The sequence below is a fragment of the Mucilaginibacter sp. P1_A3 genome, assembly GCF_056406855.1.
Genome location: NZ_JBFTZJ010000001.1, coordinates 722,264 through 747,346 on the forward strand (window position 1 = coordinate 722,264; position 25,083 = coordinate 747,346).

The window sequence follows — 25,083 nt, forward strand, 5'->3', positions numbered from 1 at the left end:
AGCTTTTAATTATAGGCTTAAAGCAAATATTTAACAGTTTGATATGCTTTGCGTACTTGCATATTACGCAACTCAAATAATAAATATCTTCTTATATAAAGCAGCAACAATTTTTTTCTTTGAAATGCAGGGTATGTAAAATATTTAATAATCAGGTTAAAATCACTTATCATTCTTTCCGTTCTTACCTTTGTATTGATCATACTCCATATTCCACCTTCGTGATTCCGATAACAGCTCATTATCTCAGGCATAACATAAATTTTTTGGCCTGTAAGATGGGTAGCATAGAGTTTAAAAATTTTATCCCCGGCATAACAATTAAAAAACCACGGGTTTAAGAATAATTTATATAGATCAGGTAAGTTTCGATATAAAACGGTAGCGGTTTTTGTTTCCTCTTGCTTACCGGCCAGTAGATCATAGTAAGTATGTATTAAAGGTATTGGTTTAGGATTTTCATAAAGCGTTTTATTGAGGGCATTTACAACCCGCGTATAATGGCAGCATATTATATAATCAAGGTTGTTTTCTAAAAAAGAAACTTGTTTTTGCAATTTATAGTTATCGGTCCAATAATCATCACCCTCACAAAGCGCTATATATTTTCCTTTACATAATTTAGTACAATTAATTAAATTATAATGAATACCCAAATTTTGGGGAGACGAAACAATTTTTATTTTATCAGGGTATTTAGCAGAAAACAGCTTAACAATTTCAAGGGTGTTATCGGTAGAACAGTCATTACCTACTATAATTTCAAACTTAAAGTTTGTTTGTTGTAGCATGAAACTGTTTAGGGCCTGGGAAATAAACTTTTCATGGTTATAAGTGATGCAGCAAATGCTGACCATTATTTCAGCATCATTCATATAGTGCCATTTTTTTCGTTGATCTCCAATTCAATTTTATCGGCTATTGCACTCCCAAAGTGATTTTTTTTGTGCTGACCTTTATCGTCAAAATTCTGAACCCTAAGCAGTAACCGGCAAATAAGATCAAGATCTGGCAATGTTAACGTATGATATAAAGGAAGGCATACAATCCTGGAAGCAATAGAGTCACAAACAGGCATTTCCACCTTGTTTACATATGGTAAGCTTGATAGTGATGGATAAAAATACCGGCGGCAATATATTTGTGCCAACTCCAGCTTGGCTTTACTTTCATTCATCAAATCCTCGGTGTTAAAAAGCACAGGAAAATATGCATAGTTGTAATCTTGTTTATTTTCCAACTTCTGAAATTTCACGTCGAGGTTACTCAAACGCAGCATATATTGTTCTGATAAATACTTCCTCTTTTTTAGTATTTCATCAGCATGGCGCAGGTTACACAGCCCCATAGCAGCATGAAATTCACAATTTTTAGCATTTATGCCTGCTTCAGAAAAACTATCTACCCCAGAATAGCCAAAATTGCGCATCAACGCCATTTTCCTTAGAAGCTCCGGATCCTGTGTAAATACAGCTCCCCCTTCTATCGTGTGAAATAATTTGGTTGAATGAAAGCTGGTGGTACTAATATCTCCGTATTCAAACACCGACCTATTGTTGTAAAAAGTACCAAAACAATGAGCGGCATCATAAATAACCTTTAATCCATACTTATCGGCAATTTTTTGTATGGCCGTAATATCGCAGGGGTTTCCAAAAACATGTGTTGCCAGTATAGCCGAGGTTTTTGGCGTAATAGCTGCTTCTATTTTAGCCGGATCAATATTAAACGTTTCAGGATCTATATCTGTAAATACAGGTGTACACCCTTGCCATACTATACTACTTGTTGTTGCCACAAATGAAAAGGGCGTGGTGATAATTTCACCGCTTAAATTAAGCGCCCTAATAGCCAATTGTAAGGCTACCGTTCCGTTTGAAACAAATAATAAATGATTAACTCCTAAGTATTCTTTTAATTTTAGTTCAAGCGTATTTACCAAAGGGCCATTATTTGTAAGCCATTGTCTTTCCCAAATACTCTTAACATAATTATCGAATTCAGTTTCTGCAGGCAGAAAAGGTTTGGTTACAGGTATCATTTTTTTAGGATTAATTGGTTAAAATCTTTAATTGCAGACAGCTTTACTAAAAGGCCGGCGCCATAATAAACTCCAAAATAAAATATGCTTATTATGCCAATTTGCATAAACGCGGGGGTATAAAGATTAATTAATAGGATATTAAGCAGGTAGCAACTAACACCTATGGTGCTTGATATTGCCAGGATAGGAAATATATCTTCAATTTGCTCCCTTACCGGATATGAAATTAACCGGCCACTGTACATTGAGTTGATATAGTACGCTACGAAATTGAAGAACAACTGAAAATATAACAAACCATATATCCCAAATGGGATAAATATTAGAATACCTATTACACTTATCGCCTTTTTTATAACTTCTAATTTTAAAAACAATGAGGCTTTACCCATTACTTTTAAAATATTTAAGTTGTATGAATGCAGCGGATACATTATTCCACAAATACATAAGATTTGAAAATAGGGAACCGCAGGTAACCACTTATCAGTAAGCAAAATATGAAACAACGGTTGAGCTATTACACAAAGAAAAGTTAAAGCCGGAGCATTCCAGAAAATAACTTGTTGCATTAACTTCTTATAAACATTTTTTAACTGTACCGGATCATGAGCTATCTCGGCAAACATTGGATACGTAACCTTATTAATGGCTGCCGATATATTGCTTATAGGCAATTGACTAATGCTATCAGCGCGGGAATAAAAACCAAGCTGTGCTGCAGAGAAATATTTTCCGATGATAATTAAATAAAGGTTTTGATATATGGTATCTATAAGCCCAGACACCGTCATTTTGTAACCAAAATTAATATGCTTTTTAAAAATCTCCTTATCAAATATCAAACCAGGTCGCCAGGATGAATAAACCCAGTGAAAAGCCGTTGATAAAAATGAGTTGCATAATCCCATCCATACCAGGGCCCATACACCATATCCTAGTTTTGCAAGCACAATACCCAAAATTCCACCTCCAATAGCTGCAGGTACCTGGATATTAGTTTGAAGTTTAAACTTCATATCCTTTATTAGTAAAGTGCTTTGTACTCCAAAAAATGCGTTTATAATTAAAATAAGACCATAAACGCGCACAACTGCCTTTAATATTGGTTGATTATAAAAATCTGAGATCAACGGAGCAAACAAAAAAAGTAACGCATATAACAGGGTACTACCGGCCAGGTTAAAATAAAATACCGTTGAGAAATCCCTATGATCTGCATTTGGCGTGCGGATTAACGAAGCCGTTAAGCCACTATCCAGCAAGGAGTTTCCTATTGCTATAAAAATAGACAGCATGGCAATCAAACCAAATTGTGATGGCTCCAGGATACGCGCAAGGAAGATAGATATACCAAACCCCACTACCTTTGAGCTAATTTGTTGCGACAAAGACCACAATATGCCCGAAACAGCTCTTTCTTTATAATTCATATGGTTTTTACAAGCGGGCGTTTACAATGTTATCAGGTAAAAATGCTTTCAAATCATAAAGCACCGTATGTGGTTTACAAAGATCTTTAAGGTTCATCTCTTTAAATTCATCATGTGCAACGGCAAGTAAAATTCCGTCATAGGTCCTTTCTTTGGATTCTCCGTTTTCACATATTACGCCATATGCGCGTTTCGCTTGTTCGGCGTTAGCCCACGGATCATGGATGTGCACCTTCACTTTATACTCTTCCAGGCGCCGAACAATGTCTATTACACGTGTATTCCTAACATCCGGGCAATTTTCCTTGAAGGTAAAACCAAGCACCAATACTTCAGCATTGATCAAAGATGTACCCCTGCAGGTTATTTGCTTTATAAACTGATCTGCAACATATGCCCCCATGGAATCATTTATACGACGACCTGCCAAAATAATTTCCGGATGATAGCCTGCCTCCTGTGCCTTTTGTGCCAGGTAATAAGGGTCAACACCGATGCAATGCCCCCCAACAAGTCCTGGCCTAAAATTTAAAAAGTTCCATTTTGTACCAGCGGCCTCCAATACCTTATGCGTATCAATTCCGAGCCTATTAAATATCATCGCAAGCTCATTTACGAATGCAATATTGATATCCCGCTGTGCATTTTCTATAACTTTTGCCGCCTCAGCAACTTTTATTGAATCTGCTTTAAATGTACCGGCTGTTATTACAGATTTATAAAGCGCATCTACAATATCTGCAGTCTCAGGTGTTGATCCCGAGGTTATTTTACGAATATTGGCAACAGTGTGGTATTTATCTCCAGGGTTGATCCTTTCAGGCGAATAACCGGCAAAAAAGTCAACATTAAACCGGAGGTTAGAGGTTTTTTCCAATACAGGCATGCATTCATCCTCCGTAACTCCAGGATAAACAGTTGATTCATAAACAACTATATCTCCCTTTTTTAATACTTTACCAATTAACAGGCTGGCATTTATTAAGGGGCTTAAATCCGGTCGATTATTTTTATCAACTGGGGTAGGAACTGTTACGATATACACAGAGCAGGCTCTTAACTTTTCAATCTCATCGGTAAAATATAAACCCACCGGAGTTGTACAAACCGGCGTAGTTACTGCCTGCAATTGCTCTTCACTAATTTCAAGCGTGTGATCAACGCCTTGCCGAAGTTGATTGATTCGGTTTATATTAATATCGAACCCAAATACTTTGTATTTTTTTGCAAATTCAACAGCCAATGGCAAGCCCACATAGCCAAGGCCTATAATTCCGATTTTAGGTTTAGAATGTTCAATTTTCATGATTATTGTTTAAGTCTTGAATTGTTAAATTTTGAAGGGCCACACGCGTTACCAATGCACAATTGATAGTGTCAAATACCATTAGCACATTTTTGCCTTGTATTTGAATTACCTTACCCAGCTGATTTGTAAGTGCCCCATTTTTTATTTTCACGGTATCGCCTACTGCTACACCCTGCAGGTTCACAATTTCTAAATCTTTATAATTGGCCAGGTTAATTTTTATTTCTTCAATAATGCTGTTCCTAACAACAGCAGGTTTGCCCATGTAATAAACATAACCCATAACACCCAATGTGTAAAGAACATTGGCTTGGTCATATAAATCAACATTAACAAATATGTAAGAGTTAAATAGAGGAAGGCTTACCTCCTTTTTTCGATCGGCCCATTGATTTACCACCTCCCTTAGCGGGCAATAAGATTCAATACCCCGTTGCTTTAAAAGTTTGTCAACCTTTTTTTCCCATCTGGGTCTTGTATATATAACAAGCCATTTCTTTTCATGCAAGTTTAACATGGGATTTTTGATTAAATTTAATTGAGGTTCCATAAAAAGTGTTTTAGCTGACTATTTTATATGATCATTTTATGGCTTCGCCATCTCACTTACATAATGTAATTGGGGAGTATTTACTTACTTCTTTTAAAAGAAGCTTAAAAAGGAGGTAATGAATGAAAATGTATTTACAAACAGTACTTTATAACACAACAACACTGGTAATCTGGTGCCTATATAAGCATATATGGCTTCGCCACTCCACTTACATGGCTTTTATTCTTAAAAAAACTTATTTTATTTTGTAACAGAAGGTATTCTCTTGACAGTTTATGGCTTCGCCATCTCACTTACATAGCGCTTTATTGAAGTACAAACCATCAAATAGTATCACACCGAATAACACATTCACACCTGTGCTATTAAGCTTGCACAATTAAAAATTATTATATACCTAAGAACCATACACAGGTGCATATCCATAACCGCCATAAGTATATGCTGCGCGGTTCTCTCTTTTTGCATCGTTAAATACAACCATTAGGTTTTTTAATTTCTCGTTATCATAAATATCCCTCAGGATATCTAATTGCTCTGTACTTGTATAATTGTAACGTACAATGAAAATGCTCAAATCTGCATATTTAGCCAGGCCGAAGGCATCAGAAACCGCGCCTACGGGTGATGTATCAATGATGATATAATCAAATTGAGTATTACACCAGTTAAAAAGTAAATCAACGCGATGATCCAATAGTAACTCAGCCGGATTTTTTGGCATTCTTCCGCATCCTAAGACAAATAAATTTCCTGACTCGCCATACGGCTGTATACAATCCAATAATGAATCGGTATCTCCCTCAAGAAAATCTGTGATACCCATTTTTTGTTCAATTCCAACTGATTTAAGCAAATCTGGTTTGCGCAAATCAAACTCCATGATTAACACTTTTTTATTCATTAGCGAAAGGGTCAGTGCTAAGTTGATACTAAAGAAAGTTTTACCCTCTCCTTTCATACATGAGGTAACCAGGATGTTTTTTTGCGGTAGTCCCTGGTTCAAAATCCCTAAGTTGCTACGGATATATCTAAACAATTCTGAAATAACTGTTGTGCTCCCTTTATGTATAGCCACCGGGCTTTGAAGTTGATCGTTATGACACAGTTCCCCTAATACTCTTACCCCTTTTATGTTTAATAAATTGGATGTATTTCTGACTTTTGAGTTTAGTTTTTGCGACATGAAAATTGAGAAACCCGGAACCAACAGCCCAACAATGCTACCAATCAAATACATCAGTTGTTGCTTAGGAAATTCTGGAATTGGGTCATATGCCGGCTTATCAATTATTTGCGCTGATGGAATTGTTGCAGACAGAGATAAGGCTGTCTCTTCTCTTTTCTGTAATAAGTATTGGTATAGGTTAGTTTTCACGCTTTGTTCTCTGCCCCGTTGCAAAAGACCTCTTTCAAGTGTTGGCACTGAACGTATCTTAGAGTCATACTCCGCCGAATTTTGTTTAAGGAGTTTATGCCCAATTACAAAGCCTTTTTTAATGTTACTTAAGTTCTCCTTTATATTTTCACGCAGGCTTGCTATCTGACTGCTTAAATTTTGAATTAAAGGGTTGCTGAGGTTTGCACTGTTCAACATCCTGTTTCTTTCAATCTGAAGATCGTTAAAACGGCTTACCAATGTGTTTAAAACCGGATCCTTAAGCCCCATTGTACTTGGTATAGCGTTGTATTGGTTACCAGGTTGGTTTAAATAGGATTCTATAGATTTTACAATACCTAATTCCGTGCTTGACTCTTCAAGCAATTGAGTATACTCCGCAGACTTTGTTAAATTAACTTGTGTGCCTGCGCCTATCTCAGAAGCGCCATTTTGTTGTTTATAAGCCTCTATATCTCCTTCCGTAGAAGACAGATCTTGTTCCATTGTCTTAAGCCTTTTATCAATGAACACGATGGTATTAACAGCTATAATATTTTTTTTCTGTACGTTTTCGGCATTGTACGTGTTAATCATATTAGTTAAAATATCAATGCCTCTTTGTGGCACCGCATCAACAATACTTAATATCACGGTATTTGACTCTTTGATAACAGGGTTTACTTGCAATAAACCTGCACTGTAGGCAGCTGCCAATTTTCTTATATTTTTAAACTTGATAGATACAATCGGCTCGCCTGTAAAATTAGCCGGCCCTTTATCTACTTTAAATACATAATCAGCATGTTGAATCATCTGGCCATATCTGTATATCCAGCTCATTTTACCTTCTGTAAGTAAAAATGTTGTATGTGAATATGTTTGAAGCTGAAGCTTTTTCAGATATGCATTTTTACTTATTTTATTTACTGTCACAATAAATGGCAGTTCATCGCCATACAATTCATCCGTTTTATACCCACTCTCATCAAAATAAGCAACTTCCAGGTTTAGCTTTTTAAATACGCTATATATTAAATCCTTTGAGCGCAAAACCTCCATTTCATTATCCACGGTTTTAGTTTCCTGGAACATATTAAGGTCGCTAAAAGCAGTAGCCTTAAGCAGACTCCCGTCGCCTTTCTTATCATCTGGAATTTGAAGGGTGCTGGTGATCTTGTACAAAGGTGTAACATAATTTAAATACAACCACACGGCTAATAAACTGATCAACAAACCTGCAACAAGCCAATACCAGCGTTTTATATAAGGCATGGCATTATCCATAAAGCTATTACCAGGTAAGGATTGTTTTAAAGTAAAATTCGCGTCCATGTTAACGATCTTTAACATTATGAAACAGTTATATATTTATCTTTTTAAAAGTACTGCAGCCAAAACCGCAAGCGCAGAAATAGAGGCTATAACAACAGGCAATAACCGCGTATTTTGACTATATTCTACGGCTTTTGATCTATCTGGCTCTACATAAACTATATCATTTTGCTTTAGGTTGAAATAGGGTGAATTCATTGACTCCAGCTTATTAAGATTTAGCCTTGTCATTGATTTATTGCCCCCCTCATTACGTATAATCAAAACATTTTCTCTTTTACCGTACACGGTCATGTCTCCGGCAAGCCCCAGGGCCTCTAATAAGTTTACCTTTTCATCGCTTATAATAAAGGTTGATGGTTTATTAACTTCCCCAATCACAGTTACTTTAAAATTGATAAGCCTTACATCTACAACCGGACTTTTAACGTGTTTTTTTAATTCCAGGGCTATTGCAGTTTGTGCTTCTTCAACGTTCATCCCTTCAATTTTAAACTCCCCTATAAGTGGTAATTGAATAGCGCCATCTGTATTTACTTTATATCCTACCTCTTTGCCCAGTTGAGCATTAGGCATTGAGAAAAGTTTATTAGATTCTTCGCTTAGGCTGTTTACTGATACACTTACAATATCATTTTTATGTATCCGAACTTCTTGTTGTGCTTGTGAATTATTAACAACTGTTGCGTTTGCCATGTTACTAAAATATACGAGATCGCGTCTTGCTGCGCAGCTTGTAATTAACATTAACGGTATTACACAAATAGCTAAAATTACTTTCATGATTATCGGTTTAAAGGAAACAGATTATATTTTCGACCTGTTTTATGAATCAAATTTATCTATTTGAACTCCAATTGAATACCGTTTTTTCCGATTGAAATTAAATTGTAAAATGGTTGTATTCACTTCACATAAAGTGTAAAGTTGCCTATAACATGATTTACAAACCCTGTAAAACAGGGTGTGAAAAGTGGTAATAAAGTTCAAAAAACTTTGATAAAAGTTCAGAAATTGTGATCTCGGTAACTTTTTTTTTAGGCGAAATTGTGATTTGTATTATCTTTTTTTTAGGCAAAATTGTGATTTGCGTTATCTTTTTTTCAAGAAAAATTGCGCTACGATTTTGATATATCAAATACCGAAAAAACGTAAAATACACGCCACAGGTTAGTAAACTTGAATCTTATTAAGTTTTTAAATAAACACAGATGCTGAATGACTGATTCAGATAGAAGATATTTTTAGCAGCAGAATATGTAGATGAATTAGGAAAAATGAAATACCATAATGTAATTCACAAAAAAAGCAGGCTTACGCCTGCTAATCTTATTTATTATATATGAACTATTGGTTTGCTACAGTAATTTATTATAAGCTGTAATTGCCGTAAAATGGGTTATAATTTCATTTTACTCAACAGTTACTGATTTTGCAAGATTACGTGGCTGATCAACATTACAACCCCGCATCACAGCTATGTGATACGCCAGTAATTGCAAAGGTATTGTAGCTAAAAGCGGCAAAAAGGCTTCGTCAGCATCTGGTATCTCTATGCAATAATCTGCCATTTCCCTTACTTTGGTATCACCCTGCGTCACTATAGCTATCACTATTCCCTTCCTGGCTTTCACCTCCTGTATATTACTTATAACCTTATCATAAGAAGAATTTTTAGTGGCTATAAATACAACCGGCATCGCTTCGTCAATTAAAGCAATTGGACCATGCTTCATTTCTGCCGCCGGATACCCCTCAGCATGAATATATGAAATCTCCTTCAATTTCAATGCGCCTTCCAAAGCTACAGGAAACCCGCTCCCACGGCCCAAAAACAGGCAGTTACTGGCGTTTTTAATTTTAGATGCAATGCTTTTTATCAAATCATTATCAGCTAAAAGGGTTTGAACCTTTTCTGGGATGGTTTCAAGCTCAGTTAACAACCGCGTTAATTTAGATGACGTAATAGTCCCTTTTTGCTGCGCGATATATAAGGCTAACAATGTTAAAACGGTAACCTGTGCAGTAAAGGCTTTTGTTGAGGCCACACCAATTTCCGGACCAGCATGGGTGTAAACGCCCGCATGTGTAATTCTTGGAATTGAAGCCCCGACAACATTGCAGATACCCAAAATTGTTGCTCCCCTTTCTTTGGCAATTTCTATCGCAGCCATTGTATCCGCCGTTTCGCCAGATTGCGATATGGCAATTACTATATCATTCTCACTAATAATTGGATTTCGATACCTGAACTCTGACGCGTATTCAACCTCTACAGAAACCCGCCCATACTCTTCAATTAAATATTCGCCTGCTAAACCGGCATGCCAGGACGTACCGCAGGCTATTATTATTATCCGTTCAACATTTTTAAGTTTATCAGCATATTCTTTTACGCCGCCTAACTCAACCTTTCCAATTTCAGGAATGATACGTCCGCGCATACAATCTTTTATTGAACGAGGCTGTTCAAATATCTCTTTTAACATAAAATGCTCAAAACCACCTTTTTCAAGTGATTCAAGTTTCATTTCCAGTTCTTGTATAAGCGGGGTTTGAATTACATTATCCAATCGTTTAACTAAAAGGCCATCGCGCTTCACCAATGCTATTTCATTGTCTTTTAAATAGATAACATTTTTGGTGTATTCAATTATAGGTGTTGCATCTGAGGCAATAAAATATTCACCCTCACCAACCCCGATAACCAGGGGACTTCCTTTTCGGGCAGCAATTAATTGACCCGGATTTTCCCTATCTAATATAACTATTGCATATGCGCCAATCACCGTATTTAAGGCCAAACGCACTGCCTCCAATAAATCTGTTTGCTCAATATTTTGTATTTCTTCTACCAAATGTATTAAAACCTCGGTATCTGTTTCGCTTTTGAACTTATGCCAGCGGTTTATTAATTCTTCTTTCAGTGTTGAGTAATTTTCAATAATGCCATTGTGAATAATGTGCAGGCGATTATCATTTGAAGCGTGTGGATGCGAATTGAGGTCAGATGGTATACCATGTGTTGCCCATCGGGTATGGCCGATGGCGATATACCCGCTTGTATCCTGGTTTTCAGCATGGTCTTCAAGATAGGATACTTTACCTACTTTTTTATAAACGTTAAAACCCTCATGGTTGATAATCGCAATCCCTGCGCTATCATACCCACGGTACTCTAATCGTTTAAGGCCTTTTATTACAATTGGCCATGCGTCTCTAAATCCGATATAACCTACAATTCCACACATAATTTTGGATTTTAATGATAGATAATCAATAAACATTTATTTACTAAACAAATTTATTTAATTGACTACCAATACACTAGGCGATATTTCGATTGAAGCCCAAATTGTAAATGGCTTCGTTTTTTTACACAAAAACATGTAAAATAGTTCAATCTCCATTTACATATTTTGTATAGTATCTTACTCAAAAGCCTTTTTTTACTGAGATATCAAGCATCTGTAAATGAAGAAACGGCGTGTGATTTCTGCCCATTTTTTGGTCTTTAATACCGGAGGATTAATTAGCGGTGGTACCTTTAGCTATTGCATAATATCGCATCTGCATTAAATTGTCAATAAATCTTTTTCTGCTTCGCAAGTCTCCTCATTTCTTAAGATATTTACCTGCTATAGCACCAGGAAAATTAGTGAATACAGAAACTGCTCACGAGGAAGACGATTTTGAGGGACACACCTATATTATAGATGATATATCTTTTGCAGCTATTACCGAAACCGCAATACTCCAAAGATCGGGCATGGGGATTGACAATCACCCTTCCTCCTATAAACACGTCATTCCTCACTTAATAGAAGTAAATCAGGGCACATTTGGCCATGAATATGATGCCGCTAATTTCCCCACAATAACCGTAATCCAACAAAACAACCAGGTGTTACTTACCTGCGGATGCAATGCAAATCATCATAAATTATGTGAATACCAAGCCATGGCACTCACAGCAATCATCAAAAAAAATGATTTCCGCATCTTTTATGATGAACATTTAAGATACGATAAACTAAGAAAGGTAGCCCATGATTACGGCCTGGAAAACGAAGCTGATCTCGATGCTTTTTTCCAGCTGACCTACGAGGATAAAAAAACAGAGATCCGCCCGAAATTACCTTCACTTATTCCTGTCACCAAAGAAAGTTTAGACGCATATAGTCAAATGGTACTTGCGCCTGCCATTTCACCTCTTGAGCAATCCGCAGATGATACCGACCGAGCCATTTGTGTTGTTTTAAAACAGCATAAATATTATAAGTACCTTTTTATTGAGCTTTATAAAGCACAAACAACTAAAGACGGTAAAATAAAAAATCCTTTAACACTCATAAATCCTTTAGATCATATTTGGGAAACGGAGGATCATGAACAGCTAAAGTTTTTTACCGGGGTTAATAAATTCCAAAACCACATCAACAGTAAAAGGTCAGTGGCTGATATACAGGCATTGCGGGCCATTGTTAAAAATCCGCTCAAGTATAATTTTTACTGTCACAATAGCGAGGTATCTGATAACATTACGGCTTCTTCTGTAATCCCTGTAAAAGTGGGTGTGCTTCCTCATGATATTAATCTTAATATTAAACCTCAAGGGCCATTTTACGAATTTTCCGGTCAACTTGAAATCAATGGAATTTCACATCAATTAAAGGACCTAAACATTAAGTTTAATTATTTTATTTTAGTTAATGACACCCTTTACCTTGCCGATAACGTGCAGTTATTAGGTATCATTGACCTGATGCGGAAACGTCCGGAAAACCTGCTTATCCATCACTCTAAATACAAAGAATTTAAAACTCATCTGCTAACCAAGCTTGAGGATACGATAAGTATTGCCTACCAGCATGTTAAACCGGCTACTGCCGTTCAGTTAAAACAACAAGGATTTACCAATGAAACTGAGCAGATCATTTACCTCTCTGATTTTGGAAGCCATGTAATGATTATTCCCGTAATGCGCTATGGTGAGGCCGAAATACCTGTGCGGACAAAGCGTACAATCCACGGGGTTGATCATAAAGGTAATGAGTTTATTGTTGAGCGGGATAACGAAGCAGAAATTGAGTTGACCGCCCTGCTTATCAAACAACATCCCTACTTTGCCGAACAGCTGGATAATGACCTGCATTATTTTTATCTGCATAAAAGGCATTTTTTACAGGAAGAATGGTTTTTAAATGTATTTGAAGATTGGAAAAAGCATCATATTACCGTTTTAGGGTTTAATGAACTGGAAGGGAATAAACTAAACCCTAATAAAGTAAATATCACCATAAGGGTGCTAAGTGGCATCAATTGGTTCAATACCGAAATAGGTGTTAGGTTTGGCAATAAGAAAACTACCTTAAAGCGTGTACAGAAAGCGGTGCGTAATAAAAGCAAATATGTGCAACTGGATGATGGAACATTGGGCATTTTACCTTTAGAATGGATGGAAAAGTTCGCTCAATATTTTAATGCAGGCGAGATAACGGACGAAAATATATTAAGCATCCATAAAATAAACTATACAGCCATTGCCGAATTATTTGATCAGCAGGTTATGGATGAGGAAGTTAAGGCAGAACTAAGAACATACCGCGAAAAACTATTAAATTTTGAAACGATAGCCGATACTGAAGTTCCACCAGACTTGCACGCTACCCTTCGCCCCTATCAAAAACATGGATTAAACTGGCTTAACTTTTTAGATGATTTTAATTTTGGCGGATGCCTGGCTGATGATATGGGTCTGGGCAAAACCATGCAGATCATCGCTTTTATACTTTTGCAGCGTAAAAAGGCAAATCATAATACTAACCTGCTGGTAGTACCTACTTCGCTTATTTTTAACTGGCAGGCCGAAGTACAGAAATTTGCACCGTCTATAAGAGTTCATACCATTTATGGAGCAGACAGGATCAAAAGCATAGATGATTTTTCCCGATATGAAATCATATTAACTTCATACGGAACATTGCTTGCTGACATTGGCTTTTTGAAAAATTATCAGTTTAATTATGTATTCCTTGATGAATCGCAACAGATCAAAAATCCCGATTCGCAACGTTATAAAGCTGCCCGCTTATTAAAATCGCGAAACAGGATTACCATCACCGGCACCCCTATAGAAAACAACACCTTTGATATTTACGGGCAGCTTTCTTTTGCCTGCCCCGGCCTTTTGGGAACCAAGCAATACTTTAAAGATATTTATGCTGTACCCATTGATAAATTTAAAAGCCACAAACGGGCGACAGAACTTCAAAACAAAATAAAGCCTTTTGTTTTAAGACGAACAAAGCAACAAGTAGCTGCCGAATTGCCCGAAAAAACCGAAATGGTATTGTATTGCGAAATGCGGGAACAACAACGCAAAATTTACGACGCCTACGAAAAGGAATTCCGTGAATTTATATCGGCAACAACCAGTGATGAATTAAGGAAAACGCCAATGAACGTGCTCAAGGGATTAACAAAATTACGGCAGCTTTGTGATTCGCCGTTGTTAATCACCGGTGAAAAGCCGCCAGGTAATGAATCTGCGAAAATTGATATGCTGATGGAGCAGATAGAAAGCAAATTGCCACAGCATAAAATACTGGTATTCTCGCAATTTGTTTCGATGCTTGAATTAATCAAAAAAGAATTAATAACCCGGCAAATTGGCTTTAGCTGGCTTACCGGCAGCACCCGCAACCGCGAAGCCGCAGTAACCGAATTTCAAAATAATCCGGCAGTAGGCGTATTTCTTATCAGCATGAAGGCTGGCGGAACCGGTTTAAATTTAACCGAAGCCGATTATGTTTACATTGTTGACCCATGGTGGAATCCAGCAGTTGAAAACCAGGCCATTGATCGTTCGCACCGTATAGGGCAAAACAAACATGTGGTTGCAATAAGGATGATTTGTCCGGACACTGTTGAGGAAAAGATTATGCAGATGCAGGAATTTAAAAAGAATTTGGCAGATAACCTGGTAAATACCGATTCCTCTTTCCTGCAATCACTTTCAAAAACAGATCTGTTGAAAATATTAGGTTAAATCGAAACTCCGCTTTCTTTCTGGCTTACCTCAAAATAGTTACATACCCTGTAAATTTTTGGCCGCCGTTTACTTTGGTATCTACAATAAAGTAATATACACCGACCGGTACAGGTTGCCCATTAGATTTTCCATCCCAAGGGACGCCATAGCCCTTTGAATGAAATAGTTGAGTGCCGTATCGGTTATATACATCAACAGTTGAATTTTCAAAAGCTATCAGGCCAGCTATCTCCCAGGTATCGTTTTTCCCATCTCCGTTAGGAGAAAAAGCATTGTTCACAAATAATTGTGGTGATACTATGATATGTGTAGTATCAGCGGTTGTACATCCCAAAGCATCTGTTACCACAAGTGTGTAGGTGCGATCTATATCCCCCGTTATAACCGGATTTTTAACATTAACATCACTGATATTAATATTAGGACTCCATAAATAGGTAACTGTTTCATCACTTACATTTACATTTGGATGCAGTGTAATAGTTTTATCCTTTAAAACATACCGTACATGTTCTGTAGTTAATGCCGGCGGACCAAAAAACGTTATTTTTACAAAATCAGATGGTGTAAAACATTGACCAGAATTATTAACGTTGAATGTTAATACAACAGATCCATTTTTTTTATCATTGTCACCTGGTAAATAAACAGCATTAGGTTGATTTCCAGATTCAAATCTACCATCGCCTGAGGATGTTGTCCAGAAGCCGCTTGCGCCAGGTACAAGTATTTTACCAGCCAAAGGTATACGGGTATCCTGCGAACAAACATCTATATTAGGAGGGCCTGCATCGGCACCAGGTTCCTGTCCATATGTAATAACCAGGCTTGAGGAGCTTATTGTACAATCATCTTTACTTGTTGATGATAAGGTTATAATAACTGAGCCTGCTGCTTTCTCTTCTTGTGTTGGTATATATTGCACATTATCAACCTGGGTAGCGAATGGCAAAAACTTGCCCTTAGGATTGCTGGATGTCCATACACCAGTTGTTGTACCGCCTGTTACCGAGCCGGTAAGTGCAATGGATGTTACTGCAGTACAAACAAGACGAGGCCCATCAGCCTTTGCTACCGGTGGCTGGTTTACCTGTACAGTAACAGGGCTGGCATCGCTTGTACAACCGCCTACCGTAACAAATAAATTATACGTTCCGGCAGTTGCCTCTGACGCGGGAATATTGGGATTTTGAGATGTTGATGAAAATCCGTTCGGCCCTGTCCACATATAGGAAGCCCCGTTTATTGGAGGAGTATTTAATTGTATTGTACTTCCCACACAAATAGGAGAATTGCTGTTGGCAATAGGAACATCCGGCTTTGGATTTATAATTACAGTGTGCGTAAAAGGTAACCCGGTGCACCCATAAGCAGTTGGTGTTATAATATAAGTAACCCTAATAGCTGTGTTGGTTGTGTTAGTTAAAGCTTCATCTATCAAAGGCCCAGTATTAGTAGCTGCTGGGTTGCTTATGCCTGCTACAGCCTTTCGCTGCCATTCAAATGTTGCCGTTGGCACATTTGATGTTATAGTATATCCCTGAGGAGTATTACTGCAGCTTGACGATAACGCATCACTTGTTATATTAATCTGCGGGTAAACAGTTACCACCCGGTTAAATGGTATTCCGTCACAATCGTTTGTTTTATAATTAATAATATAGGTAGCATCCAGTGGGGCGTTAGTTGTATTAAATAAAACCTCCCGTATGGTTTCTGCTGCCTGGCCAGACACTGCCACATTACTTATCCCAGGTATCGCAGCCCTGCTCCAGCTAAATCTTGTTGTAGGAGTATTGAATTTTATAACATAATTATCGGTAGTGCCATAACAAACATCATCTTGTGCCGAACTGGTAACAGTTGGTGTTGGATAAACAGTTACCACATAATTCACAGGAGTTCCTATACAATCGCCATTAATTGGGGTTATCGCATAAGTTACATTTATTAAATTAGGTGTGGTGTTAATTAATGTTTCCGTAATAGCATTAGATGTTTGAGCGGATACCGCAGGATTACTGATACCTGGCACCGCTGCACGCTCCCATTGGAACGTGGCTGATGGAAGATCTGCGGTAATAATATAGTTTAATGGATTGCTGCTGCAAACAAAATCAAATAATGAACTGGTTATATTGGGTACTTGATTAACCTGTACAACTACCTTTTTCATAGCACTTACACACTGCCCAATCACACTCTGTACTGTGTAAAACGTAGTAGTGGTTAGTGGTGTGGTTTGTAAAGTATTACCAACAGCTACCGGCTGTCCGGTTTCATTAAACCACTGGTATGTACCGGGCGAACCACTGGCAATAATTTGCGCTGTACCGCCGCTGCAAATAGTAACAATATCTGATGCTAAAACAGGCGTTGGTGGTATATCATAAACTGTTACAGTTACAGGAGTTCGTGGGCTGGTTAATCCATTAAATGTTGTTTCTACATAATAAGTAGTGGTTGCCGTAAGCACCGGGGTTTGGAAATTAGGATCTGAACGAAGACTACTCCCACCTGTAGCATCCTTATACCAGTTATATGTGCCACCAGGTGCAGTTGCTTTTAAAATGGTGGTAGTTCCTGCGCAAATCCCGGCTGGCTTCACGGTTGGCGCCGGGGGCATATTATTAAATACAATAGTTACTAAAGCGGATTTGCGCTGGCAAGGACCTGGCGGGTTATTTGATAAAAAGGTCAACTGCACATTGCTCTCTCCTAATGCCGGAGTATATACGGCATGTGGATCATTCACATCGGAGAAACTACCTGCTCCACCTGACCATGTTCCGGTAGCCCCGCTTATAATTCCCTCTAATGTAACCGGGGTATTTATCGGAACATTCCTATTGGCCCCCGCACTTATTCTAACTGGTTCATCAATAGTTATAGGTGATGATGAAAATACCCCGGCAAAATTACCACTTGGTGGTATGGTGCTTGTTATCGAATAGGTTCCGGATTTACTATTTGCAAGATCTATTTCGCCTGTGTTTTTATTTGCAAAAACCAAGCCGACCGGAGTAGCAGTAAAAACACCTGCACTTGCGCCCGGCAGAAAGCTTGGCAAAGGATTTACACCATCTCTGCAAATCGGAGTATTATATGTAAAATCTGTCTTGGGCATATCAGAAATAGTAATACTACTGGTGTAGGCACCCGAGCAGGCACCACTACTGGTAAGTGTAACACTATAGGTGCCTGGTGCACTTGCACTAATATTAATTTGACCGGTACTATTATTTAAAAAAACTATACCAGCAGGCGCAGCACTAAAAACATCATCCGTCGTAGGATTAAGAATGGAAGGTGTGGGGTTTGCTCCTGTGGTTGCTACGGTGCCTGAGGGATATTGAAACCTTGTGCTGGTAACGTCCATAATTACATTTATAGCTTTGCGCGTGCTGCTACATGTACCCGATACATTTTCAACATAATATGTTGTATTATTATATAATAAGGGGGTTGTATATGCGTTTCCTGTGTAAATTGAAGAGCCGCCTGTTGGTACATCATACCATTTAATGGTTTGTCCTGCAGGAACACTTGCTGAAAGATTTGCTTTATTACCCGGACAAATTGTGACATCGGAACCCACAATTGGCTCGTTTGGCAAAGGGCTAACAATTACATTAGCAATAGCCCGTTGGCTTGTGCAACCATTTACAGTAACTTGTACATAATAACTGGTATTGGCTGTTAGCGCCGGTGTGTTAAATATGCTACCGGCATTCACCAGATTTCCACCTGCATCATACCACATGTAGTCTCCATTTGCGCCTGTTGCTGTTAGTGTTGCTGAATTACCGGCGCAAGTAGTTGCATCATGCGTTAAAGGTGTAGGTATTTGTCCAAAAACAGGAATTTCAACAACCGTTCTGGGACTTGTACATCCTCCAATCGTTGTTTGAACATAATAAGTAGTTGTATTAGTTAATGGCGGTGTAGTAAACTTGCCATTTTCGGTAGTTGGCAATGCATTATTATCTGTAGCAGTTTTAAACCATTGGTAAATACCACCAGGGGACGTAACTGTTAGTTCTGCGGATGATCCATAACAGGTAATTGGCGGGGTCAACACAGATGGAGCCAAAACCGGGGGCGATACAATAACGTTTACTGGACTCAGGGCACTGCTGCATCCGGCATTAATTGTCATTACATAATAAGTAACATCATGAGTTAATACAGGTGTATCATAAGTGTTTCCCTGTTTCAAAAAATGCTTCCCACCTGCATCCGCATACCATTGATAGATAACGGTTGTTGCACCCACATTGAGGTGTGCACTGCTATTATAACATGCATTCACAGTTTGTTGTGCCGGCGCCGCCGGCATGGGGTTTACAGTTACCGTAACAGGAACCCGGGAACTTTCACAGTTATTTAAAGAAGTTTGTACATAAAAAGTTGTATTAGCGGTAAGCGGCTGTGTTGTATAATCCGGGCTTGATATCAATGGTGTTCCTCCAGAAGGAGTATTATACCATTCAACAACACCAGCAGGTGTAGTAGCATGTAAAGTAATTACAGATCCGGCACATATTGCAAGATTATTACCTGTAACCGCAGGTACCGTTGGTGCGGCAGTTACCGTAGCGGTTACTGCCGTACGCTGACTAACACAGCCGTTTACATCCGCCTCCACATAATAAGTCACCGTATTTGTTAATGCGGCAATTGATAACGTTGGCCCTGTATTTATTGCATTTGTTGAACTGATTGAAGTGTACCACCTAAAATTATCACCTCCGCTTACAGATAATGTAACAGGAGTTCCGTAGCATGCCTGAGCATTCTGAGTTACAGGTCTGCTTGCAATATTGATGACAACTGAAGTTCTTAAACTTGTACACCCTCCAACTGTTGCTTCCACATAAAATACTGTCCCCCCCCTAATAGGATCTGTATCATAAGTTGGCCCGCTATGAAACGAGTTGCCGCCCGTAGGCTGGGTATACCATTGATAGGAATCTGCGGGCGTAGTTACTTCAAGATGCGCACTATTTCCCTGGCAAACGATACCGCCACCTTTAACACCTGGCGCGCTTGGCGTTGGTGTTACATTAATGGTGATATCGTTATGAGCAACACATCCCGAAACTTTATCAGTAATTGTTATTGTATACTTACCTGCTTTATTAACATGTATAGGATTAATCGATTCACCTGTGCTCCAGGCATAGTTATACGAACCAGATCCTCCAGTAGGTACAGCAGTTAATGCAAGGGTATTGCCAGCACAAATTGCCGGCTCAGAAGATGAAATACTTACATTTAACGTACATGACTGACTATAACCTCGCAGCGGAATTGATAACAAATAAAAAATAAATATAAGTAAGCGGCTCTTCATTAACCTTAGTATCTTTTTAGTTTTTAGCTTTTTTGATATCAGGTCAAGGTGTACTTTACTCAAAAAAAAGAGTATATAATTTTACAACCATTGACACGTTGTCTTAAACATCGTTGTAAAATAATCAGGTACCCCTTCTACGTAAAAATACGATTTTGGTTTGTTGATATTCATTAATTTTGCTTTAATTAATTGACATTCAGCCATATTATTTCAATAATTAATTGATAAAAAAAAAACCGGCTATTTTTAACCGGTTTTTTAATCAATTACTTATTAAGCAAAGCTTATTAATGATTTTTAGTGACCTTAATCCAATCAACCAACATTTTTGCCTTATTTGCTTTAATAAGGTTGACTGTAGAAGCGGGCATTCCGTTATAAGGTTCAGTTACACCATTTATTTTTGCCGGGTAAGCACCACCTAAGGCGTAATTTAGGATAAGATATTTTTCATTGTCAAAGGCCCATTTACCATAATGTTCAGCCATATGCCGGTTTACTCTGAACATCAACTTTCCATCATATTTAAAATCAAGGTTATCGGGTGTCCAATCAACAGCATAAACATGCCAATGCGTAACATCATTTTTAATATCAAAATATTGCCTGTTTACGAAAGGTGTTTCACCACTATATCCCGGCCCGTGTACGGCCGCGCTAACCCAATCCTTCTCACCTACATATTCCATTATATCTATTTCGCCGGTTTGGGGCCACATACCATTGCCCAGTATCCACCACGCAGGCCAAAGTCCCGAACCATCTGTCAACTTAATTCTTGCTTCAGCCGTGCCGTACATAAAATCAAATTTATTGCGCGTATTTATCCTGCCCGATAAAAAATCGAAATTCTGTCCATCCTTAGTTTTAAAACCAGGCACCGATTGCGGACGCAACACTAAAGCTCCGTTTTTAGCACCTTCCGCTGCGGCTCCGCTGACTAAAAATATGGTAGAAGTGGTATCTACATATGCCTGTAACTCATTGTTAACATGCATCCCGGTTACCTCAACATTCCATTTGTTACGATCAAGTTTATTGCCAGTGAAATCGTCAAAAAAGATAACTCCATTCCCTGTTTTTATAGTTTTCGATTTTTTTTGAGCCAAACACACCTGCGATAGTGCAAAAGTGAGACAAAGGAAAAGCATGAAACAATACTTGCATTTTTGATAATTCATATATAATCGTGATTAAAGATAACAGTAGGTATTCAGTTGTTTTTATTTGTTTTTTTAATGAGATCAATATATCACAAATTTCATCCAACTCATAAAATAATACGCCTTAATTAGTTGGTACAATACATTTCAATGAACGCTTTTAACGCCCTTGATTGAGGTATATTTTTCCTGAACGCCAATACAGTTGTCATGGTTCCAAGTTCCTTATTTATGGCAAACGTAGTTAATTTTCTGCCGGCGTAATATTGGTCAATAAGCTCGGCTGGTAAAATGCTGATGCCGAGATCCGCTTCAACAAAGTTGATGATACCTTCAAGTGAGTTTACCACGATACTTTTATAATTAATAATCCCTTTTGCGCTAAGCCATGATTCGAGCCGGGCTCTAAAAATGCAGCCCTGATCAAACACAATTATTTTAAGCGGATGATTTGCGAGAATATCTTCAAGTTTAAATCGCCGGGCGGATGCAAGGATAACCAGTTGTTCTTCCTTAATGTGGATCTGCTCCAGTTCCGGCGAGTTGATAGGGCCTGATACAAAGGCTGCATCAAGCTTATAATTAATCACATCGCTGATGAGGCCGTGGCGCATTTCTGATTTAAACTCCATTTCCACATCGGGATAAGCATTTGAAAACTTGTTTAAAATATCGGGCACCTTAAGGGCCATGGTAGTTTCAATGCAACCAATTTTAAGCTGCCCGGTAATTTGGTTGGCTTTCATGATATCCTTTTTAGCTTCATCAACCAGGTGGCTGATTTGCTTGCAGTAATGCATTAAGGTTTCACCGGCACTTGTGAGTGTAACCTTACGGGAAGAACGTGTAAAAAGATCTGCGCCAAATTCTTCCTCAAGGTTTTTAATACGGGCAGTAACATTTGATTGAACGGTAAACATGGCTTCTGCAGCTTTTGTAAAGCTCCCATTAAAAGCAACAGCCTCAAATATTTTCAGGTCGTGTGTATTCATAAATCATTAATTATGATTAATCCCATCTTTATTAATCGTTTTAAATAATCAAATATCAGTATTAGTTTTGATGAAGCAAATAAAATACATGAAAACACTCCACATGTCGTTAATAATGTTGACTTTAAGTATAAGTTCACTTAACAGCCAGCTCTCGGCCCAAACCAAAAACTCAAAAAAACAAAACATGGAAACCAATTCAGTTTATTACCGCAACATTAAAGTGAAAGGCTTGAACATTTTTTATAGAGAAGCCGGATCCAAAGAGGCCCCAACCATACTTTTACTACATGGGTATCCTACATCATCGCACATGTTCAGGAACCTGATTCCCATTTTAAGCAAGCAATACCATGTTATAGCTCCGGATTTGCCGGGCTTTGGTTATTCTGATGCACCAGCTCACGATCAGTTTGAATACACTTTTGATAACCTGGCTAACACCATGCAATCATTTATTGATGTATTAGGACTTAAGCGCTTTGCTATTTATGTATTTGATTACGGTGCCCCAACCGGCTATAGGCTGGCATTGGCAAATCCCGAAAAAATTACCGGCATTATATCTCAAAACGGTAATGCATATGAAGAGGGTTTAAGCACCGGATGGAACCCGATACAAAAGTATTGGCAAAATCCAACACAGGAAAACAGGGATGCACTTAAAGAATTTGTATCAAAAGAAGCAACATGGTATCAATATCATGAAGGGGTAGCTGACCCATCATTAATAGCTCCCGAATCTTATACCTTAGATCAGCACTTTTTAGATCGGCCGGGAAATATCGATATTCAATTAGATCTCTTACTGAACTATCGCACCAACGTGGCTTTGTATCCAAAATTCCAGGCATATTTCAGGGAATATAAACCAAAGTTGCTGGCTGTTTGGGGAAACAAAGATCCATTTTTCCTGCCAGCGGGCGCAGATGCTTATAAACGCGATGATCCAAATGCTACAGTTAAGTTTTACAATACTGGTCACTTCGCACTTGAAACCAATGTTGCCGAAATTGGAAATGATATTTTGAACTTCTTAGCGGAGCTGCCAAAGTAAACTAAATAAAGGGAGTATAAAAAAAAGGGGGATATTATCTAATGATACATCCCCCTTTTTAGTTTACTATCAACTAAACCGCGTCAGATAGCGAGCTGAATGTAAAGTCTCTGATCTTCATCGGTGGTACCAGGTAACTCCTGTAACTTTCCACACTGATGCTACGTTCTTGTTTACCCAGTGCTTCCAGGTTATTAAGCATAATAACCGGGCTTTCATTAAAGCGGAAGTTTTTTACCGGGAACTTGATCTTACCATTTTCGATATAGAATGTACCATCACGCGTAAGCCCTGTTAACAGTAACGATTGCGGATCAACCATACGGATATACCAAAGTCGGGAAACCAATATCCCTCTTTCGGTGCTTTTTATCAGATCCTCAATACTGGCATCGCCGCCATCCATAATGATATTTCCGGGGCCGGGCATTGGTTTTACACCTTTTTTATCAGCCCAATAGCGCGAATAACTCAAATTTTTCACCACGCCTTTGTCTATCCACATCGTCTTTTCACGTGGCAGTCCGTCACCGCTCCATGTTGATGACGGCAGTTCGGGATTAAATGGATCCGAATAAATGTTCACTTTGGAGTCTACAAGTTGTTCACCCAAACGGGTACCTCCACCCTTCTTACTTAAAAAACTGCGCCCTTCTTCTGCACTACGTGCGTCAAAGCGGAACATGTTCTCCAGCATGTAAGTAGCCGCAACAGGTTCCAGTATTACTGTATATTTTCCTGGTTCAATAGCTTTTGCACCTGATGAGCTCTGGCATTTACCAGCGGCCACCTTGGTAGCAGTAAAAGTATCCAGCTTTTTTACATCAGTGAAGCCTTTTGCAGCATAGCCAGAAGCTGTACCAGCCTCATTACGTGTAGTTACAGAAAAAGTAACATCATTACCTTTATTGTAGGCAAATAATCCTTTTGAATTCATCATCGCATTAAAGCTTGTTGAATTTTCAAGGAAACCAGCGGCAGTTAGCTTAGCTTCTTTAGTAACTAATAAGCTTTTGGCCACCAATTCTGCGCGGCTATCAGGTGTCATGCCAGCGGTATTTGCATTGTATGTAATAGAATCGGGGAAATCATGAGGACCCAACATCGGCATATACTCCGGGTTAGCCGGGGCCAACTGCGCAAGTTCTTCTGAACGGCGCACTACCCTTTCCAGGGCGGCATCGTCAAACTCATCAATGGTTGTAGTACCTGCTTTTTTTCCAAAAACAGAGGTTACAGCAAGTCCGATAGTGCTAATATCACCAGCTGTAGATACAGCGTTTAATGCATACCGGATGTTACCGCCTTCGCTTCCGTTAAGGGTTACTTCGCATTCTTCGGCTTTTGAATAGGCAAGCACTTTCTTTAATAAAGCCTGTGCTTCTTCTTTATTTAATATTGGCATA

General features: G+C 38.4%; 14 protein-coding genes. 2 read left to right on the top strand and 12 right to left on the bottom strand.

The window, feature by feature from the left end; translation table 11 throughout:
- Positions 1–17 precede the first annotated feature (17 nt).
- The 8 genes from AC1D0K_RS02925 to glmS all read right to left on the bottom strand — a co-directional run bounded on the left by AC1D0K_RS02925 (position 18) and on the right by glmS (position 11,303).
- Positions 18–875, bottom strand: a complete 858-nt coding sequence (locus AC1D0K_RS02925) for a glycosyltransferase family 2 protein (RefSeq protein WP_477398907.1) — start codon at positions 873–875, stop codon at positions 18–20.
- Positions 872–2,041: a DegT/DnrJ/EryC1/StrS family aminotransferase gene (locus tag AC1D0K_RS02930; protein WP_295713817.1), complete on the bottom strand. Its 1,170-nt coding sequence runs from the start codon at positions 2,039–2,041 to the stop codon at positions 872–874. The genes AC1D0K_RS02925 and AC1D0K_RS02930 overlap by 4 nt, the downstream gene beginning before the upstream one ends.
- The gene (locus AC1D0K_RS02935; RefSeq protein WP_477398910.1) at positions 2,038–3,477 is read right to left on the bottom strand and encodes a lipopolysaccharide biosynthesis protein; all 1,440 of its coding nucleotides are present in this window, start codon (positions 3,475–3,477) and stop codon (positions 2,038–2,040) included. The genes AC1D0K_RS02930 and AC1D0K_RS02935 overlap by 4 nt, the downstream gene beginning before the upstream one ends.
- Positions 3,478–3,484: 7 nt before the next feature.
- Positions 3,485–4,783, bottom strand: a complete 1,299-nt coding sequence (locus tag AC1D0K_RS02940; RefSeq protein WP_477436898.1) for a nucleotide sugar dehydrogenase — start codon at positions 4,781–4,783, stop codon at positions 3,485–3,487.
- A complete protein-coding gene (locus AC1D0K_RS02945; protein WP_477399472.1) occupies positions 4,773–5,336 on the bottom strand; it encodes a UpxY family transcription antiterminator in 564 nt (187 codons plus the stop codon). The genes AC1D0K_RS02940 and AC1D0K_RS02945 overlap by 11 nt, the downstream gene beginning before the upstream one ends.
- A gap of 400 nt (positions 5,337–5,736) precedes the next feature.
- The gene (locus tag AC1D0K_RS02950) at positions 5,737–8,070 is read right to left on the bottom strand and encodes a GumC family protein (protein WP_477462991.1); all 2,334 of its coding nucleotides are present in this window, start codon (positions 8,068–8,070) and stop codon (positions 5,737–5,739) included.
- 18 nt (positions 8,071–8,088) lie between these two features.
- On the bottom strand, positions 8,089–8,835 hold the full coding sequence (locus tag AC1D0K_RS02955) for a polysaccharide biosynthesis/export family protein (RefSeq protein WP_295713801.1): 747 nt from the start codon (positions 8,833–8,835) through the stop codon (positions 8,089–8,091).
- 629 nt (positions 8,836–9,464) lie between these two features.
- Entirely contained in the window at positions 9,465–11,303 is a 1,839-nt protein-coding gene (gene glmS, locus AC1D0K_RS02960) for a glutamine--fructose-6-phosphate transaminase (isomerizing) (protein ID WP_477443563.1), read from the bottom strand.
- Positions 11,304–11,710: 407 nt separating this feature from the next.
- Between glmS and AC1D0K_RS02965 the strand changes: the two genes are divergently transcribed.
- The gene (locus tag AC1D0K_RS02965; RefSeq protein WP_477462992.1) at positions 11,711–15,103 is read left to right on the top strand and encodes a DEAD/DEAH box helicase; all 3,393 of its coding nucleotides are present in this window, start codon (positions 11,711–11,713) and stop codon (positions 15,101–15,103) included.
- A gap of 25 nt (positions 15,104–15,128) precedes the next feature.
- On the opposite strand, the gene AC1D0K_RS02970 is transcribed toward AC1D0K_RS02965, so the two are convergent.
- The 3 genes from AC1D0K_RS02970 to AC1D0K_RS02980 all read right to left on the bottom strand — a co-directional run bounded on the left by AC1D0K_RS02970 (position 15,129) and on the right by AC1D0K_RS02980 (position 22,620).
- Positions 15,129–20,462: an Ig-like domain-containing protein gene (locus AC1D0K_RS02970; RefSeq protein WP_477442382.1), complete on the bottom strand. Its 5,334-nt coding sequence runs from the start codon at positions 20,460–20,462 to the stop codon at positions 15,129–15,131.
- Positions 20,463–20,752: 290 nt separating this feature from the next.
- On the bottom strand, positions 20,753–21,646 hold the full coding sequence (locus tag AC1D0K_RS02975; protein WP_477442380.1) for a glycoside hydrolase family 16 protein: 894 nt from the start codon (positions 21,644–21,646) through the stop codon (positions 20,753–20,755).
- A 110-nt stretch (positions 21,647–21,756) separates the two neighbouring features.
- A complete protein-coding gene (locus tag AC1D0K_RS02980; protein WP_477397484.1) occupies positions 21,757–22,620 on the bottom strand; it encodes a LysR family transcriptional regulator in 864 nt (287 codons plus the stop codon).
- Positions 22,621–22,708: 88 nt separating this feature from the next.
- Here AC1D0K_RS02980 and AC1D0K_RS02985 point away from each other — a divergent pair, with 88 nt between their 5' ends.
- Positions 22,709–23,677 carry an alpha/beta fold hydrolase gene (locus tag AC1D0K_RS02985; protein ID WP_477397486.1) on the top strand — a complete coding sequence of 323 codons (969 nt, stop codon included), beginning with the start codon at positions 22,709–22,711 and terminating at the stop codon, positions 23,675–23,677.
- 73 nt (positions 23,678–23,750) lie between these two features.
- Here AC1D0K_RS02985 and AC1D0K_RS02990 read toward each other — a convergent pair whose 3' ends face one another.
- Positions 23,751–25,082: a TldD/PmbA family protein gene (locus AC1D0K_RS02990; protein WP_477397488.1), complete on the bottom strand. Its 1,332-nt coding sequence runs from the start codon at positions 25,080–25,082 to the stop codon at positions 23,751–23,753.
- Position 25,083 lies beyond the last annotated feature (1 nt).

Bases quoted from the DNA above. Each gene is read 5' to 3' on its own strand.
- AC1D0K_RS02925 (WP_477398907.1), bottom strand. From the start codon at position 875: ATGAATGATGCTGAAATAATGGTCAGCATTTGCTGCATCACTTATAAC.
- AC1D0K_RS02975 (WP_477442380.1), bottom strand. From the start codon at position 21,646: ATGAATTATCAAAAATGCAAGTATTGTTTCATGCTTTTCCTTTGTCTC.
- AC1D0K_RS02985 (WP_477397486.1), top strand. From the start codon at position 22,709: ATGAAAACACTCCACATGTCGTTAATAATGTTGACTTTAAGTATAAGT.
- AC1D0K_RS02970 (WP_477442382.1), bottom strand. From the start codon at position 20,462: ATGAAGAGCCGCTTACTTATATTTATTTTTTATTTGTTATCAATTCCG.
- AC1D0K_RS02935 (WP_477398910.1), bottom strand. From the start codon at position 3,477: ATGAATTATAAAGAAAGAGCTGTTTCGGGCATATTGTGGTCTTTGTCG.
- glmS (WP_477443563.1), bottom strand. From the start codon at position 11,303: ATGTGTGGAATTGTAGGTTATATCGGATTTAGAGACGCATGGCCAATT.
- AC1D0K_RS02930 (WP_295713817.1), bottom strand. From the start codon at position 2,041: ATGATACCTGTAACCAAACCTTTTCTGCCTGCAGAAACTGAATTCGAT.
- AC1D0K_RS02945 (WP_477399472.1), bottom strand. From the start codon at position 5,336: ATGGAACCTCAATTAAATTTAATCAAAAATCCCATGTTAAACTTGCAT.
- AC1D0K_RS02955 (WP_295713801.1), bottom strand. From the start codon at position 8,835: ATGAAAGTAATTTTAGCTATTTGTGTAATACCGTTAATGTTAATTACA.
- AC1D0K_RS02940 (WP_477436898.1), bottom strand. From the start codon at position 4,783: ATGAAAATTGAACATTCTAAACCTAAAATCGGAATTATAGGCCTTGGC.
- AC1D0K_RS02980 (WP_477397484.1), bottom strand. From the start codon at position 22,620: ATGAATACACACGACCTGAAAATATTTGAGGCTGTTGCTTTTAATGGG.
- AC1D0K_RS02950 (WP_477462991.1), bottom strand. From the start codon at position 8,070: ATGTTAAAGATCGTTAACATGGACGCGAATTTTACTTTAAAACAATCC.
- AC1D0K_RS02990 (WP_477397488.1), bottom strand. From the start codon at position 25,082: ATGCCAATATTAAATAAAGAAGAAGCACAGGCTTTATTAAAGAAAGTG.